The organism is Bacillus sp. FSL W8-0770 (genome assembly GCF_038008705.1).
In the GTDB taxonomy this organism is placed as follows: domain Bacteria; phylum Bacillota; class Bacilli; order Bacillales; family Bacillaceae_G; genus Bacillus_A; species Bacillus_A cereus.
Map to the genome: position 1 here is coordinate 1838728 of NZ_JBBOZR010000001.1, position 18047 is coordinate 1856774.

An 18047-nucleotide genomic window follows, 5' to 3' on the forward strand; every position below is an offset into this window, starting at 1 on the left:
GTTTTTTCGGAAAAATATAAAACAAATGTTGATTTTGAATAATGTAAGTAAAGAGTGCATTCATTTTGGAGGTGATTAAATGAATAAAGAGTCACCAGAAGAAAAAAGAGAGCGTATGAGACAAAGTGAATTAAAAAGTAATCCTACGGGTTCTTTACGTGACGGACTCAATAGAGCGGAAACGGGTAGTCCAGTTGATATAGCAGGCGGTATGAATTGGAAAGGTACAGGAATAATCATTTTAGTACTACTTTTAGGATACATTGTATACACTTATTTTTTCAGTTGAAGAATGCTTGTTAAAATTTTGATTTGTTTAGTTTCATAATTGTTGAGAAAAAATGTAGTTACTGTATTACATATCTTCTAAGCGAATTATAGTTGTTCATATCAACTTTTAATACTCCAAACAGAGCTAGCAAAATGCTAGCTCTATTATTTTTTGCCACATTCCTGTAACAAAGCATCTGTATATTCATTGGTGGAGGTGCAGAGGATGAAAAAAACGATAGCGATATGTCTTCTTACAACTATGTCGTTTTCGACTTTAGTCGGTTGTGACGTAAAAGGTAGTAATGCTGTACAAGAGTCTAAAATAAAGAAAGCGACGTATAAAGATTTTACTTATGATGTAAATCCAGAAACATTCACATTAACTGTAGAACATGAGGGGGCAAAGGAACAGGCATCACAACCCCTACCGAAAATGAAGGTATCGAATGTAAAAAAAGAAAAGGATCGTACATCGTGGGAATATCCAGATCAAAAAGTAAAAATAAAATTAGAAAAGAAAAAAGACCACTTAAACATTGAAGTGGAATCGACTGGTGCAGAAAGCTTTACATGGCCGAAAGTAGAAGCTGAAAATTATACACTTCCGTTATGGGAGGGTAAGCAAATTCCGAGCAATGATGAGAATTGGAAGAAGTTTTTAAAGGATGATGCATATTCATTTGCTGAATCATTTTCTATGAAGTTTTTCGCATTAAATGGTTCGAAATATTCAATTGTATATATTGCAACGAATATGTTTAATAATGAATTGAAATTTCATTCGGATCCGAAAATAGGATTTGATTTTACACATGAATTTCCGAGCATAAATAAAAATAAAACATATGGATTTCAATTATATGTGACAAATAATGATGCGGTAAGCATTGCTAAACTGTATAAGGATGATATTGTTCGAAAAGGTGAATTTAAAACATTACAAGAAAAGGCTAGAAAAAATAAAGAAATTGAAAAGTTATATGGAGCGGCGCATTTTTATTTTTGGAATCAAAATGGTTTATCAGAAAATAATATAAATTGGCCAAAACTAAGGGAGCAAATAAATAGCCCGCTGTTTAGTCATATAAAAGAACTTATTCAAAAGAATAGTTCCGAGCCTGGGGAACTGAATGTATTGGATCAAGTAAGTAAACAAGATATCATTGATAAGTATCAAAAAAATGTTATTTTACGTTATATAAACGAAGTATTATCGATGAAGGAATTTTATAAAGAGGATATTTTTCAAAACGTTAATCAGGAAGCTAGTGTGCTATTAAAGAAAGGTGTAGGTCACTTAACGAATACAGAATTGTATAGCTTAAATAAGCATTTATTAAAGTCGCTACTTGGTGATGCGGTTGAAGAGGTAAGTAAATGGGGTAATGCAGATGGAACGGATATATTAAAGGAAATGAAAGAGGCAGGAATAGAAAAAGCGTGGATTGGTCTGCCGAACTGGGAACAAGGATTTATGCAACCTAATTTCGTAACAAAAGCTAAGGAAATGGGGTATTTAGTTGGTCCGTATGATTCGTATCATTCCATTCACGAAAAAAGTGATAAAAATTGGAACACAGCATCCTTTAATGACCCGTCATTATACGAAGAGGCTACTGTAACGAAGAAAAACGGAGAAAAGGTGCAAGGCTTTTTAGGAAGAGGTCGCAAGTTAAACCCGACTTTATCGCTGCCTAGTGTAAAGGAACGCATGAATGATATATTACAAAATGGTCCTAAATATAATTCATGGTTTATTGATTGTGATGCGACAGGTGAAATTTACGATGACTATTCAGCGAAACATATAACGACGCAAGAGCAAGATTTAAAAGCACGTTTAAAACGAATGGACTACATTGCGCAAGAAAAGGGTATGGTCGTTGGTTCTGAAGGCGGAAATGATTTTGCTAGTAGTACGATTGCATTTGCACATGGAATTGAAACACCTGTTATTAAATGGGACGATGAAGATATGCGGAAAAATAAAACAAGTCCGTATTATGTCGGTGGATATTGGTCACCAAATCAAAATGTGCCTGAAAAATATGCAAAACAAGTACCATTGAAAGAAGAATATAAACAAGTATATTTAAACCCAGTATATTCGGTACCATTATATAAATTAGTATACAATGATTCCGTTATTACAACACATCATTGGGAATGGGGAAGTTTAAAGGCAAAAGATGAAGTTGGAAATCGAATGCTGTCTGAATTATTGTATAATGTTCCTCCGTTGTACCATTTAGATGAAGTAGAGTGGAATAAGCATAAAAAAGAAATTACAGAGCATCTAAAAGTTTGGAATGAAGTTCATGAAAAAGCAGTAAAAGAAGAGATGACGAATTTTGCGTATTTGTCAGAAGATAAGCTAGTACAATCTGTTTCTTATGGAAAAGATATTAAAATCATTGTGAACTTCTCAAATGAAGACATGGAAGTAGAAAAAACAAAAATAAAAGCAAAGTCGGCTTACATTGATAATCAGGGGAAGAAAAGCGTGTATACGCCGTTTGAGAAATAATAACGTCAAATATACTGTATTCATAGAGATTTTATAATTAGCTGGATTCTTTATTCATATCGTTTGTTAAGAAAAAGACATCCTAATTTAAAATGAAAGAGTTAATAAATTTGTAAATTCATATGTTGCGAAGTGCTAAATTTTTGAAATTGGTAAATAGTGACTTGCCAAAAATAAGTACGAGAGTATAATGTGAAATGGAATACGTATTGGGTTTAAGTAGTAACCTTACAAAATTGTAAGGTTAGTGAAAGGAAATTCAATATGAAGATAAATAGACTTACATTATACTTGGTAAAGAGAAAGAGAGGCGAATGGGTATGAGCTCTGAATTAGAACAAAATACGAGAAGTAATAAAAAGCGTTCTAAAAGAAAGTCAATAAAATGGTTCATATTAATTCCATTTTTCCTACTTATTTTTGGAGGAGTAGGATATGGTTCGTTTATATATAATAAAGCAAAAGCTGTTGTAAATGATGCGTATGCAAAAATTGATAAGTCATCAAAGCGTGATAAAGAGGTCGAACCTTTAAAGGATAATATTTCAATATTAATCATGGGTGTAGATGGAAGTGAAATGAGAAAAAGCCAATATGGCGAAGCAGTTCGAACAGATGCACTTTTATTAGCAACAATTAATAAAGATGATAAGTCTGTTAAGCTAGTAAGTATTCCACGTGATTCACGTGTTTACATTCCAACTAGAAAAAAATTAGATAAAATTACTCATGCTCACGTATTTGGTGGCGTAGAAAGCACACGCGATACGGTGGAAAGATTTTTGAATGTACCTGTTGATTATTATGTGAAGTTTAACTTTGAATCATTCGTACAAATTGTCGATTCAATTGGTGGTATTGATATTGATGTACCAGTTACTTTCACTGAACAAGATAGTAAAGACCAAGCTGGTATGATCCATTTAGAAAAAGGTTACCAACATTTAAATGGAGAACAAGCTCTTGCACTTGCAAGAACGCGTAAAATTGATAGTGACGCAATGCGTGGACAGAGACAGCAACTTGTAATAGAAGCAATTGCTAAAAAAGCGATGTCTGTTCAATCAATTAGCAAAATGGGCTCTTTACTAGATGCGGTTGATAAAAACATGAAAACGAACTTAACATTTGACGATATGCTTGCTATTACAAAAAATATGGCAGGATCTAATTTGGAAATGGAAAAAATGCAAATAGAAGGTACAGATAAACGTATCGGTGGTATTTATTATTACATTCCAAATGAAAAAAATGTAAAAGATATTTCCAAAAAATTAAATGATCATTTAGGTGTAACGCCAAAATCAGTCCGAAACGAATAATAAAAAAAGATTGGCTTTTGCCAATCTTTTTTTTTGGAATGTATTTGTAACTTTTCTGTAACGATTTTTTAGTTTAGAAAAATTATACTCATATGTATGAGTATAATGGATAGGTAAAAAAGTAAAAGGACATATTCAAAATTTGTGGTAAGGAAAGATATCATATGCAGAAATGGTTAAGCATGATGGGAATTATCTTTATATTGACTGGATGTAAAATGTCTGAAGCTCCAACAAGTCTAATGGAAGCTCCTACAAATGAAAAATGGATTAATGAATTAAAGGAACAAATTGATAAAGATTTACCTGTTAATTATCGCTTACTTACTCCAATGTCTAATAGAGATAAACAGACGACATGGTCAATGAATTTCGAGCGAGATAATAAAAAAGAAGCTGTCATCGTATATAAAATACCTAATGAAGATTATCATATATATTTAGCCGTATATGAGAAGAAAAATAATGGATGGAATATGAAGTCAACCTATACATTTGATGGGGAAGAAGTAGATATTGTTGAGGTAGGAGATTTCACAGGGAGTGGGAAAAGGGAACTATTGATAGGAATAACTACCAATCGTGATTTATTAGAAAACACAATGTATGTTTTTTCCGATGAGAGTGACGATATAAAGGAATTTTATAGACAGAAGTATACAAAGTTATTTATAGATGATTTAAACAAAAATGGTTTTAAAGACATAAGCCTTGTTTCGCATATGAAAGATGAACAGTTGAAGGTTCAGTTCATTGAAAAGTTTAAGGTATTGTCAGAGGTTACATTTGATCCGTATATAAATAGTATTCAAAGAATACAAATGGGTCGTATATCTAAATCACTAAAGGCGGTAGTAATTGATGCAGGAGTTGGCGCTCATTCAGGTATAACTTATGTAGCAAAATTTGATCAGGATCATTATGAAGTATTACCTATAGGTGGGAAAGAAGATTTATTTAATGAATATGTTGTAGAAAGTAAAGATGTTAATGAAGACGGCATTATTGAATTTGTTCGTACTGTACGTCCAAAAGGTTGGGAGGATAAATCACATGGTGATAGTCCGCTTTTTGAACGTTACATACAGTGGAGTGAATCTGGAATTAAACCAATTGAAGAACGATATATAGATATAGAAAAAGGGTATTATGTGAAAATTCCTAAAGAGTTAATAGGGAAAATTACAATACCAGATCAGCAAAAAGAATCAAATTCTCAAAAGTTTTTGGATACAAGAACAAATAAAATATGGCTTGAAGTTCATATTTTTAAGCGGAAAGAATGGTTCAATATAAAAGGCTACAGCGCAGCAATTAAAACGGCTTCTCACGTATATGCAGTACCGAAGCAATCGGAATTTGAAAAAGTGAAAGCATATATAAAACCGCTAGCGGATTATCAACAAGAGTAGGAGGTGGGAATTATGTCAAAAATTTTAGTTTTAGAAGATGAATTAACGATCCGTAGCTTTATTGTTTTAAATTTAAAACGTGCTGGATTTTATGTAATAGAAGCTACTACTGGAGAAGAAGCGTTACAGATTTTGAGTGAACAAACTGTTGATATAGCACTGCTGGATGTAATGTTACCGGGGATTGATGGTTTAGAAGTTTGTAAGGCTATCAGGAAAGAAAATAAAAAAATGGGTATTATTATGTTAACCGCACGTGTACAAGATGAAGATAAGGTGCAAGGACTAGGAATAGGTGCAGATGATTATATTGCAAAACCGTTTAGTCCAGTAGTATTAACTGCACGTATACAGTCTTTATTAAGAAGAATAGAAGTACATGAAGAAAAAACGAATATTGTTACGTCAGGTCCATTTTCGTTAAATATTATAGAAGAAAGATTGTATAAAGATGGACAATTAGTCGATTTAACACCTACAGAGTATATGATATTACAGTATTTAATGAATCAGGCTTCAAAGCCAGTTTCGCGTGATGAAATTTTAAATATGATTTGGGGAACCAATTACGTAGGTGAGACGAAAGTAGTAGATGTAAATATGAGACGGTTACGTCAAAAAATAGAATGTAATCCATCAGAACCTGAATTTATTCTTACGGTGTGGGGAAAAGGATATGTGTGGAAGGAAAGTATGAGATGAAACGGAAAGTGACTTTATATTTTATGACGGTCATTACACTTATGCTTGTATTATTTGAAGTTGTATTTTCAGTCTCAATTTATCGATACTATTATAATGGTATTGTGCAATATATAGAGTCTCATGCGAAAACGAGTACACGTTTTTTTTCAGAATACAATTCACTATACTTTATTCGATTACAAGAATATAGTGGTGACATAATTAGTAGCTTTCAATTAGAAGGAACAGAATTACAGTTAATTGATCGTCACGGCTCGGTTATACAATCTTCAAGTGGTGAAAAGGTAGAAGGTAAAGTGAATATTCCACAATCATTATTAGAAGGTGAAATGTATAATCAAGTTACTACGAAAGGTAATAAAAAACAACTAGAGGTGCTAAGCCCACTTATACATCAAGGACAAACTATTGGTGTTTTAAAATATACGACTGTTTTAACAAATGTAAATAAAAAGATTATTGAAATTATTACGTTTACTATTTCTGTAGGTATTGTTATTTCGGGAGTCGCCTTCTTAATTAGTAGACGTTTGGCAAATTCATTTGTTGAGCCAATTGAATCCATTATTCAAGCCTCTTCACAAATTGCAGAAGGCACATTAAAGCAAAAAATTAAAGAAGATTATCCTGGAGAATTAGGTGAATTGGCACATAGTTTAAATTATATGGCCTATAAAATAGATAAGGCTGAGCAGATGAAAAATGAATTCATTGCTTCTATTTCGCACGAAATACGAACGCCTTTAACAGGAATTAAAGGTTGGAGTGAGACGTTAAAAACAGTAGATTATTTAACAGAAGAAGAAATAAAGCAAGGTATGGGCATTATTTCAGGTGAGACAGATAGATTGATTCATTTAGTAGAAGAATTGCTAGATTTTTCAAGATTACAATCAAATCATTTTAATTTATATAAACAAAAGGTGCAGTTGTACGATATACTAGAGGAGACGATTTGGCAATTAACTCCTAAATCGGAAGAGAAGGAAATTCAATTTATTACTACTATAGACCGAATTGAATTGATGGGAGATCGAAATAGGTTAAAGCAAGTTTTCTTGAATATTGTTCAAAATGCAATTAAGTATTCACATAAAAAAAGTACAATACACATTGAAGCGACTAAAATAGAAGGACAAGCAGTGATTAAGGTAAGAGACGAAGGGATTGGAATTGCTAAAGAACATTTACCATATATTGAGCAATCATTTTACCAAATTAATAATCATGCTGCAGGTGCAGGTATTGGTTTAGCTATCGTTAAAAAAATGGTAGAGCTTCATGGTGGTGTGCTTAGTGTTACAAGCAAAGAAGGAATAGGAACAACAATTTTGATAAAACTCCCATTATAATACAAATAAAATCTATTTATATGGTGAAATAAAAATAAATAGATGTATAATTATATTGGGCGATTTATATATAAGATTAATAGGGAGAGGAATTCGATAGAATGGAAAAAGCTTTAAAAATTAAACAAATAGTAGTCGTTTTAATAGCGATTGCCGCAGTAGCTATTGGGTATTACATGTTCCAATCAATTACTTCACCAGCAAAAGCTGTTGCGAAACAAGAAAATGTAGTGCAGCTTGCAAGTGAACAGCCGAAAGTTGAAATGAATAAAACGGCACCAAGTCGTTTTAATGGAAAAGAAAGAAAAGTTGCTTATCTTACATTTGACGATGGGCCAGGGAAATATACGGCTGAATTATTAAATACGCTAAAACAACATGATGCGAAGGCGACGTTCTTTTTAATTGGAGCGAATGTAAAAGAATTTCCTGATTTAGTGAAACGTGAAAATGCTGAGGGTCATTATGTAGGCATGCATAGTATGACACATAATTTCGCAAAGTTATATAAAAATGGCGAGTATGTAAATGAGATGAAAGAAGATCAAGGTTTAATCGCTAATATTATTGGGAAATCACCTAAATTAACACGTCCTCCATATGGTTCGATGCCTGGATTGAATGAAGGTCTTCGAAATAAAGTGGTAGAAGGCGGATTTAAAGTATGGGATTGGACAATTGATTCATTAGATTGGAGATACAATAAAATGCCAGTTGATGCAGCTGCAGCACAAATTGCTCAAAACGTATTAACAAACGCAACAAAACCACAAGAAGTAATTTTAATGCATGATATTCACCCGCAATCAGTTGCTGCTGTGCCAGCAATTTTAAAGGGGCTAAAAGAAAAAGGTTATGAGTTTGAAGCTTATCATGAAGAGAGTCACTTCCCAGTGAACTTCTGGCATGATAACCGTATGTAATGGAGGAATTGACGTTGAAGTATGGAAAAGTAGCAGTAGTTGGAGCGTTATCAGTAGGGTTGTTAACAGGTTGTTTCGGTGAAAAGCCAGAAGAAAATTTATATACAGCTTTTGAAACAGCAGCAACACAAGAAAAATCTTTAGTGGATGAAGCAAAAAAATTAGAGCAGTTAGAGAAACAAGGCCAAGAATTATATTCTCAAATTTTGCAAGAAGGCAAAGATCATAATGAAGCAGTTGTGAAGAAACTAGAGCAAGCTACTGCAAATGTAGATGATCGTGAAAAAGTATTGAAAAATGAAAAAGAAATGCTAGAAAAAGCTCAGAAAGAAACAAAATCTGTACAAGGAAATATAGAGAAGCTTGAAGATAAAAAGTTACAAAAACAAGCAAAAGCAGTAGAAGAGTCGTATAAGAATCGTTATGATGCATTCCAAAAGATGAATGAAAATTACACGAAAGTGTTAGCGACTGAAAAAGAACTGTATGAAAAATTAAAAGTAAAAGAAACGAAATTAAAAGAAATCGGTGAAAAAGTTAAAACTGTTAATGAATTAAATGTGGAAGCACAAAAGTCGAAAGAGCAGTTTAACAAATTTACAAAAGAGTATAATGACAGTAAATTAGCATTCTACAAAGATGCAGAAATTAAGATTAAAGATCAGAAATAAAGAAGAATCTAAAGTGTAATAAAAAGCCGGAGAAACATCGTTATAAATGTTTTTTCGGTTTTTTACGTTAAATGAATAGAAAAGACTGGAATTGATATCATAAAAGAGTTATAGTGAGTTATTCTAAGGGAAACATTGTAAAGTAAGGAGAATGGGAATATGTCATATGAATTTTTACTCAAATTAGGTTTAGCACTCTTTTTAGGATTATTCATCGGGATAGATAGGCAGCTAAAGAATAAACCACTTGGTGTGAAAACAAGTATGGTTATTTCTGTAGCAAGTTGTTTAATTACGATGGTTTCAATTGAATCTGTGCATGTATATTCTGTTCCAGGACATACAAATATGGATCCGATGCGACTGGCCGCTCAAATTGTTAGTGGAATTGGTTTTCTTGGAGCAGGTGTCATTTTACGAAGAAGTAATGACGTTATTTCTGGATTAACAACAGCTTCTATGGTGTGGGCTGCTTCAGCTTTAGGAATCGCAATTGGTGCAGGATTTTATTTACAAGCGACAGTTGCTATGGTTTTAATTATTTTAGCGATTAATGTACTTCCACAACTTGTGAAAATTGCAGGACCGTATTCATTAAGACAAAAGGATTTATCTATAAAAATTACTGTTAAAGAGCATCATGAGTTAGATGGTATATTTAAGCAAATTAAAAATTTAGGCATGCATGTGAAACGCGTGAAAATTAAAGATATAGATAGTGGAGCATTTCAGCAACTGGAGATGGTTATTTTAGCTCCAGAAGATTTATATACAACAGAGTTATATAGTTCCCTGAAAGAGATTGATCGAGTAGTTTCAGTTGAAGTGGAAAGTAGATAATTGTGATAAAAAAGAGTGAAGTTCAAATTCACTCTTTTTTATTTGGATTTTTAAGGAATGAAATTGATATAATGATGAGTAATAAGGGGGGAGAAATGATGGGAATACATATTAGAAGAGCAATAAAGGATGATATACCAGGTATAGCAAAGGTGCATGTTGATAGTTGGAAGACAGCGTATAAAGGGATATTTGCTGACGAAATTCTAGATAATATAGCATATGAGAAACGAGAAAAACAATGGGAAGATATTTTTCAAAAAGAAGGTAATCATCAATTTAGATTTGTAGCAGAGAATTTAAATGGAGAAATAGTTGGATTCATCGATGGGGGGATAGAAAGAACTGATACATATAATTGTGATGGAGAATTATATGCAATCTACCTTTTACCACAGTATCAAGGAATGAAAATAGGACAAAAGTTATTTCAAGCGTTACTATCAGAATGTGTAAAGAATGATATGCAATCACTTTTAGTTTGGGTTGTTACGAATAATCCTTCTAAAAAGTTTTATGAAAAATTTAACCCAGAAAAAATTGATACAAAATTTTTAGAGCGATTACAGGTAGAAGAGACAGCATATTGCTGGAGAGATATAAATAATATTATTATGTAAACTTTATGTTTGAAAGAGGTATACCAATTAAGGTATACCTCTTTTGTTTAACCATTTTGGATAGATTACTAATGAAAAATAGTAAGTATGTAGTTTGAAGCTGAGTATTTTTTTTGTGTATTTTTAACTAGATTAAAGAAAAGGGGGAAAACAAGGAAAATTAAATCAGATAAAAAAATTCTGAAATATACTCTTGAATTGAATATTATTATCAATTAGAATCATAATTGATAACGACATTCAATTATCGTTTATTATATAAAATTTCGATAGCTTTAATATAAAGAGGAGGACCAACATGCAGCTTGCGAAACAAATCGCAGAACATGCAACATTACAAAGCTTTTTAAACTGTTATTTAAGAGAAACAGGGAGTGGAGAATGGATTACAGAGGATGAAAGAATGAAAAGTATCTTCAGTAATACGTTGAATAGAGATACAGTCCCCATATATTTATGTTGTCGGCTATCGGCACAGAACGTTACTTTGTATGGAGAAGTTATATATAAATCACCAACAGATCGCCATTTGTTTGGAGAACAATTTTATTATCAAATTGGAGATAGTAATTCTGTTATTACAGCAGATTACGTTACAGTTATTACGTTTTTAATAAAAGAGATGTCGATCAACTACGGAGAAGGAACGAATCCTGCGGAACTTATGCTTCGAGTTATCCGTAGTTGTCAAAATATTGAGGAATTTACAAAAGAGAGAATAGAAGATACATCCGCATTATACGGTTTCCATACAACTTTTATAGAAGCGGAGCAGTCTTTATTATTTGGGCATTTAACTCATCCTACACCAAAGAGTAGACAGGGGATATTGGATTGGAAAAGTGCAATGTATTCTCCAGAATTAAAAGGGGAATGTCAGCTTCATTATTTTCGGGCACATAAAAGTATAGTAAATGAAAAATCATTATTATCAGATTCTACAACAACGATTATAAAAGAAGAATTAAGTAATGATGAGATGGTTAGTAAGGAATTTATAGCGAAGTACTGTAAGGAAGATCAATATGCATTAATTCCAATTCATCCGCTTCAGGCAGAATGGCTCTTGCATCAAGCTTACGTACAAGATTGGATAATTCAAGAATTGCTTGAGTATATTGGTCCTGTAGGTAAGTATTATATGGCAACATCATCACTAAGGACGCTATATCATCCCAATTCGAAGTATATGCTTAAGTTTTCATTTCCGGTGAAAGTAACGAATTCAATGCGTATTAATAAACTGAAAGAACTTGAGAGTGGTCTTGAAGGGAAGGAAATGTTAAATACGGCTATTGGTGAAGTACGAGAAAGATTTCCAGGATTTGATTTTATTTGTGATCCAGCCGTTATTACATTAAATTATGGAACACAAGAATCTGGATTTGAAGTGATTATTCGTGAGAATCCTTTTTATAGCGAACATGCAAACGACGCAACATTAATTGCTGGGCTAGTTCAAGACGCTATACCTGGGGAGCGTACGCGGTTATCGAATATTATTCATCGCCTAGCAGATTTAGAAAGTAAAAGCTGTGAAGAAGTAAGCTTAGAGTGGTTTAGACGATATATGAATATTTCTTTAAAGCCAATGGTATGGATGTATTTACAGTATGGTGTTGCATTAGAAGCTCATCAGCAAAATAGCGTTGTTCAGCTAAAAGATGGTTATCCGGTCAAATATTATTTCCGTGATAATCAAGGATTTTATTTCTGTAATTCAATGAAAGAGATGCTTAATAATGAATTAGCTGGTATTGGAGAACGTACTGGAAATTTATATGACGACTATATTGTGGATGAGAGATTTCGTTACTACTTAATTTTCAATCATATGTTTGGCCTCATTAATGGTTTTGGCACAGCAGGATTAATTAAGGAGGAAATTCTTCTCTCGGAATTAAGGTCTGTACTTGAATCATTTCTTCCATATAACCGGGAACCTTCTACATTTTTAAGAGAATTATTGGACGAAGATAAGTTAGCGTGTAAAGCAAATTTACTAACGAGATTTTTCGATGTCGATGAGTTAAGTAATCCATTGGAGCAAGCTATTTATGTGCAAGTACATAATCCACTCGTTAGAGAAGTGGCTGTTCGTTCATAAATAACGTTAAAATTTCACGTAATACAAATAATGGTATTTTGTCATAAAGTGGAGGGTTTTATGAGAGTGGACATGTATCATACGAAAGTATTGAAGGCGCTCGAATCAGAAGATTACATTTCAGTACGAAGAAGAGTGCTACGTCAATTAGTAGAATCGTTAATTTATGAGGGGATTATTACACCGGTTCGCATAGAAAAAGAAGAACAACTTCTTTTTCTAATACAAGGACTTGATGAAGAAGGCAAAAGTGTCACGTACAAATGCTATGGCAGGGAACGGATGACATTTGGACGTATTTCGTTAGACTCATTAATAGTAAGAGTTCAAGATGAACAGCAAGAAATACAATCTGTCTCGCAATTTCTAGAAGAAGTTTTTCGGGTTACTAGTGTAGAACAAGCTAAATTAGATTCTTTTATACACGAATTAGAACAAACAATATTTAAAGACACGATTGCACAATATGAAAGAAATAATAAGAGAGAATATACTCAAAAATCTTACGATGAGTTTGAAAGCCATTTAATAGACGGCCATCCATATCATCCTAGTTATAAAGCACGTGTTGGATTTCAATATCGTGACAATTTTCAATATGGTTATGAATTTATGCAGCCAATAAAACTCATATGGATTGCAGCGCATAAGAATTATGCGACTGTAGGTTATGAGAATGAAGTGATCTATAACAACCTTTTAAAAGAGGAGATTGGCGATCGTAAATTAGAAGAATTTATGGAACGAATTCGTAATAAGGGATGTAATCCAAAACAGTACGTGTTTATACCTGTTCACCCATGGCAGTGGGTGAATTTCATCATTTCAAATTATGCGGATCATATACAGGGGAAATTTATTATTTATTTAGGAACATCAGAGGACGATTATTGCGCGCAACAGTCAATGAGAACATTAAGAAATATTACGAGTCCAAAGAAACCGTACGTTAAATTATCGATGAATTTACTCAACACTTCAACACTTCGTACGCTGAAACCATACTCTGTTGTGAGTGCACCAGCAATATCAAATTGGTTAAATGATGTTGTAAGTAATGACGCCTATTTAATGGATGAAGCACGTTTAATCTTGTTAAATGAGTTTTCCAGTGTAACGTATGACACGAATAAAAAAGCTATATATGGTTCATTAGGATGTATTTGGCGCGAAAGCATTCATAAGTATTTAGATGCACAAGAAGATGCAATTCCTTTTAATGGTTTATACGCTAAAGAGAAAGATGGTACACCAATTATTGATGCGTGGTTGAATAAATATGGAATGAAGGATTGGCTACAATTACTTATTCAAAAAGCGATAATACCAGTTATACATCTTGTTGTAGAGCATGGCATCGCACTGGAATCACATGGACAAAATATGATTCTAGTTCATAAAGAAGGGGTGCCTGTTCGTATTGCGTTAAAGGATTTTCATGAAGGGCTTGAGTTTTATCGTCCATATTTGAAAACGGTTGACAAATGTCCCGACTTTACTAAAATGCATAAAACATATGCGAATGGAAAAATGAATGATTTCTTTGAAATGGATCGCATTGAATGTTTGCAAGAGATGGTGTTAGATGCACTATTCCTGTTTAATTTAGGAGAATTAGCATTCGTACTTGCGGATGAATATGGATTGAAAGAAGAACATTTTTGGATGATGGTTGTTGAAGAAATTGAAAATCATTTAAGAATATATCCACATTTGAAAGGTAGATTTGAAAATATTCAATTATATGCACCTACATTCTATGCTGAACAATTAACGAAACGTCGATTATATATGGATGTGGAATCGCTTGTTCATGAAGTTCCAAATCCATTGTATAGAGTAAGACAACTTATGAAACAAAAATCAGCTGTTACAGGGGGAAATTATGCTAATCGTTAATAAACAAGAGTATAGCAAAAGTGATTTTGAATTGAGATTACAAGTTTATGAGGAAATGGAACAATTTAAAGAAGCAGAAGGAAATAGATTTGCACTTTGTCTGAAAGATCCATTCGATATTATTACGATTGTGTTTTTCTTAAAAGAAAAGAAATCATCAGTATTACTTATACATGAAGATACACCAAAAGAAACAGCTATTGAAATGGCAAAGCGTGCAAATTGTGTAGGAATTTTATATGGAGAATATGGCGATTGTACAAAATTAGAAGTAGGGAACTTTTTACTAGAAGAGCCTTCTTTACTGCAATATAGTTCTGGAACTACAGGGGAACCGAAACTAATTCGTAGAGCATGGACGGAAGTTGATACGGAAATTACCGCTTATAATGAAGCTTTAAACTGTGAAGTAGATGAAGTGCCAATCGTTATGGCTCCTGTTTCACATTCATACGGACTAATATGTGGTACTTTATCAGCAATTACGAGGGGGAGCCAGCCTGTAATCATTACGAATAAAAATCCTAAATTCGCATTAAATATAGTTCGCAATACAGAAAAACATATTATATATGCAGTACCACTTATGTTACACATTATGGGGAGTTTTCCATTAGGAACGTTCCAGTTTCATAAAATTATGACATCAGGATCGCCTTTGCCAGAAGCACTATTTTATAAACTAAAAGAAATGACAACATATATGATGCAGCAATATGGTTGTTCTGAAGCAGGTTGTATTAGTATATGTCATGATATGAAGAGCCATTTAGATTTAGGAAACCCTCTACCTCATGCGAGTATAAGCATAGGTTCAGATGAAAATGCACCGGAAGAAATCGTCGTGAAAATGAATGATAAGGAAATCTTCACGAAAGATTTAGGGTATAAATCTGAGCGTGGCATTCATTTTATGGGGCGTATGGACGATGTAATTAATGTTTCGGGATTAAAAGTCTTTCCTATAGAGGTAGAAGAAACGATGCTTCGATTGGAAGGTGTTCAAGAGGCAATTGTATATCGAGGGAAACATCCTGTCATGGGCGAAATAGTTAAAGCGAAAGTGATCTCTCATGTTGATCCAGTACAAATAAGAGAATGGTGTATTCAGCACTTACCTTCTTATAAAGTTCCCCATGAAATTGAAAGTGTAAATGAAATTCCTAAAAATAAAACTGGAAAAGTAAGTAGAAAGTTACTAGAGATGGGAGAGGTTACAACATGAGACGGGAAGAGTTAAAGAATGCCGTGTTAAAAATTATGATTGAAAAAATGGAACTGAAAAATGTAACGCATTTAGAAGAAACGATGCGCTTAAATCAAGATTTATATATAGATTCGGTAATGATGTTACAGCTTATTGTATACATAGAAATGGATGTAAAGCTATGCGTTCCAGAGGATGAGGTAGATCCAAAGGCATTTCTTACTGTAGGATCTTTGCTTGATTTTATGGAGGAGTTACAGGAAATAAATGTGAATAACTAACCTTTAGGAAAGTGGATGAGAGTATGACTTCAATTAAAGTGCACTGTTTAGTGAGTTGTTTTTGTGAAATTATAAAAAGGCGTAGCGACATTGATTTTCGTCCATTTTATTTTGGACTATGGGATGGAGATTTTGATATAACAGAAGGCGGAATTATTTCATATCACTCTGAAAACATTAACCATGATCATTATTTACTTTGGTTTGAAAAATTGTACGGTATTAAAGTAAACGAATGGTATGATCATGCAAAAGATAAAGATAGCAATGTAGAAACGTTTTTAGAATTAGTAGAAAACAAGCCGGAAAATCGTTATGTCATTGTAATGGTTGATATGTCTCTATTACCAGAGAGGGAAAATAAATTTCATCAAAAACCGTTTCCACATTATTTAATGATATCAAAAACAGAGAAAGAAGAAGAGTGGTTCATGCTAGATCCTGATTTTCGTTGGGAAGGAAATATGGAAAGAGAAAAAGTACTTCACTCTATTCAAGATAACCCATTTGGTGGAGGGTATTTCATTGATATAGAAGGAATTGGGGAGCCAACGCAAGAAACAGTAGCTAGTTATTTCACAGAAACATTCAAAAAGAACGACAATGAACTGACTATGGAGCTGAAAAATTTAATTGTAAAAATGGCAAATGAGGAAGAAGGATATGCGCTTTCTGGACTTGTAGCAGCAGTAAAACAAATACCAGTACTTGCAATTCGTAAATATAGTTATGAGCATGCCTTTGCATACTTCCGTGAAACGTTGCAATATTCGGAGCAAGAATTTGATTATTGGTGTGATCGGGTAGAGGATATTGTACAAGGATTTACAAATGTACAGTATCGTGCAATTAAAATGGCAATGACGAATAATAAAGGTATGCTAGTATCGATTATTGAAAAACTGGATGAAATGAATGCAATTGAACTGCAAATTAAGAAGGAATTAGAGAGACAGTTTCTATCATGGAAAGGTATGAAAACAAATCAGTCTGTCGCAACTTTTTAATAAGCTAACTGAATTTAAGATAGGGGAGTTTAATGCTATGAAATATTCGCTATGTACCATTTCATTTCGTCATCAATTAATTTCATTTACTGATATTGTTCAATTTGCATATGAAAACGGTTTTGAAGGAATTGAATTGTGGGGGACTCATGCACAAAATTTGTATATACAAGAACGCGAAACGACAGAACGAGAATTGACTTTTCTAAAGGATAAAAACTTAGAAATTACGATGATAAGTGATTACTTAGATATATCATTATCAGCAGATTTTGAAAAAACGATAGAGAAAAGTGAACAACTTGTAGTACTAGCTAATTGGTTTAATACGAATAAAATTCGCACGTTTGCTGGGCAAAAAGGGAGCAAGGACTTCTCGGAACAAGAGAGAAAAGAGTATGTGAAGCGAATACGTAAGATTTGTGATGTGTTTGCTCAGCACAATATGTATGTGCTGTTAGAAACACATCCCAATACACTAACAGACACATTGCCTTCTACTATAGAACTATTAGAAGAAGTAAATCATCCGAATTTAAAAATAAATCTTGATTTTCTTCATATATGGGAGTCTGGCGCAGATCCAATAGACAGTTTCCATCGATTAAAGCCGTGGACACTACATTACCATTTTAAGAATATATCTTCAGCGGATTATTTGCATGTGTTTGAACCTAATAATGTATATGCTGCAGCAGGAAGTCGTATTGGTATGGTTCCGTTATTTGAAGGTATTGTAAATTATGATGAGATTATTCAGGAAGTGAGAGGTACGGATCTTTTTGCTTCCTTAGAATGGTTTGGACATAATGCAAAAGAGATATTAAAAGAAGAAATGAAAGTATTAATAAATAGAAAATTAGAAGTAGTAACTTCGTAATGTGAAATGATGTGAGAGTCT

The 18047-nt window shown here is 33.0% G+C and carries 16 protein-coding genes; all 16 read left to right on the forward strand.

Annotation, left to right across the window (positions count from 1 at the left end; translation table 11 throughout):
• Positions 1–79: 79 nt before the first annotated feature.
• The 16 genes from NST27_RS09520 to NST27_RS09595 all read left to right on the forward strand — a co-directional run bounded on the left by NST27_RS09520 (position 80) and on the right by NST27_RS09595 (position 18026).
• Positions 80–289, forward strand: a complete 210-nt coding sequence (locus tag NST27_RS09520; protein WP_001031483.1) for a DUF6366 family protein — start codon at positions 80–82, stop codon at positions 287–289.
• Between the two features lie 207 nt (positions 290–496).
• Entirely contained in the window at positions 497–2800 is a 2304-nt protein-coding gene (locus NST27_RS09525) for a glycoside hydrolase (RefSeq protein WP_047385976.1), read from the forward strand.
• 320 nt (positions 2801–3120) lie between these two features.
• Complete coding sequence (locus tag NST27_RS09530; RefSeq protein WP_001987131.1) at positions 3121–4122, forward strand: LCP family protein; 1002 nt, start codon at positions 3121–3123, stop codon at positions 4120–4122.
• 164 nt (positions 4123–4286) lie between these two features.
• Positions 4287–5534 carry a hypothetical protein gene (locus tag NST27_RS09535; protein ID WP_047385978.1) on the forward strand — a complete coding sequence of 416 codons (1248 nt, stop codon included), beginning with the start codon at positions 4287–4289 and terminating at the stop codon, positions 5532–5534.
• Between the two features lie 12 nt (positions 5535–5546).
• Complete coding sequence (locus tag NST27_RS09540; RefSeq protein ID WP_000036071.1) at positions 5547–6236, forward strand: response regulator transcription factor; 690 nt, start codon at positions 5547–5549, stop codon at positions 6234–6236.
• Positions 6233–7591 carry a sensor histidine kinase gene (locus NST27_RS09545; protein ID WP_000824533.1) on the forward strand — a complete coding sequence of 453 codons (1359 nt, stop codon included), beginning with the start codon at positions 6233–6235 and terminating at the stop codon, positions 7589–7591. The genes NST27_RS09540 and NST27_RS09545 overlap by 4 nt, the downstream gene beginning before the upstream one ends.
• 101 nt (positions 7592–7692) lie before the next feature.
• Entirely contained in the window at positions 7693–8514 is an 822-nt protein-coding gene (locus NST27_RS09550; protein ID WP_000409484.1) for a peptidoglycan-N-acetylglucosamine deacetylase, read from the forward strand.
• 14 nt (positions 8515–8528) lie between these two features.
• On the forward strand, positions 8529–9185 hold the full coding sequence (locus tag NST27_RS09555) for a YkyA family protein (protein WP_000873574.1): 657 nt from the start codon (positions 8529–8531) through the stop codon (positions 9183–9185).
• 159 nt (positions 9186–9344) lie between these two features.
• A complete protein-coding gene (locus NST27_RS09560) occupies positions 9345–10025 on the forward strand; it encodes an MgtC/SapB family protein (RefSeq protein WP_000119510.1) in 681 nt (226 codons plus the stop codon).
• A 95-nt stretch (positions 10026–10120) separates the two neighbouring features.
• A complete protein-coding gene (locus NST27_RS09565; protein ID WP_033689725.1) occupies positions 10121–10645 on the forward strand; it encodes a GNAT family N-acetyltransferase in 525 nt (174 codons plus the stop codon).
• Between the two features lie 298 nt (positions 10646–10943).
• A complete protein-coding gene (locus NST27_RS09570; protein ID WP_001175119.1) occupies positions 10944–12752 on the forward strand; it encodes an IucA/IucC family protein in 1809 nt (602 codons plus the stop codon).
• 60 nt (positions 12753–12812) lie between these two features.
• Positions 12813–14651 (forward strand): IucA/IucC family protein, encoded by a 1839-nt coding sequence (locus NST27_RS09575; protein WP_001261831.1) that lies wholly within the window; start codon positions 12813–12815, stop codon positions 14649–14651.
• Complete coding sequence (locus NST27_RS09580) at positions 14638–15876, forward strand: AMP-binding protein (RefSeq protein WP_000909569.1); 1239 nt, start codon at positions 14638–14640, stop codon at positions 15874–15876. The genes NST27_RS09575 and NST27_RS09580 overlap by 14 nt, the downstream gene beginning before the upstream one ends.
• On the forward strand, positions 15873–16139 hold the full coding sequence (gene asbD, locus NST27_RS09585; protein WP_001250570.1) for a petrobactin biosynthesis protein AsbD: 267 nt from the start codon (positions 15873–15875) through the stop codon (positions 16137–16139). The genes NST27_RS09580 and asbD overlap by 4 nt, the downstream gene beginning before the upstream one ends.
• Before the next feature lie 23 nt (positions 16140–16162).
• On the forward strand, positions 16163–17146 hold the full coding sequence (locus tag NST27_RS09590) for a DUF6005 family protein (protein WP_000200704.1): 984 nt from the start codon (positions 16163–16165) through the stop codon (positions 17144–17146).
• Between the two features lie 37 nt (positions 17147–17183).
• A complete protein-coding gene (locus NST27_RS09595; RefSeq protein ID WP_000877670.1) occupies positions 17184–18026 on the forward strand; it encodes a sugar phosphate isomerase/epimerase family protein in 843 nt (280 codons plus the stop codon).
• Positions 18027–18047: the final 21 nt, after the last annotated feature.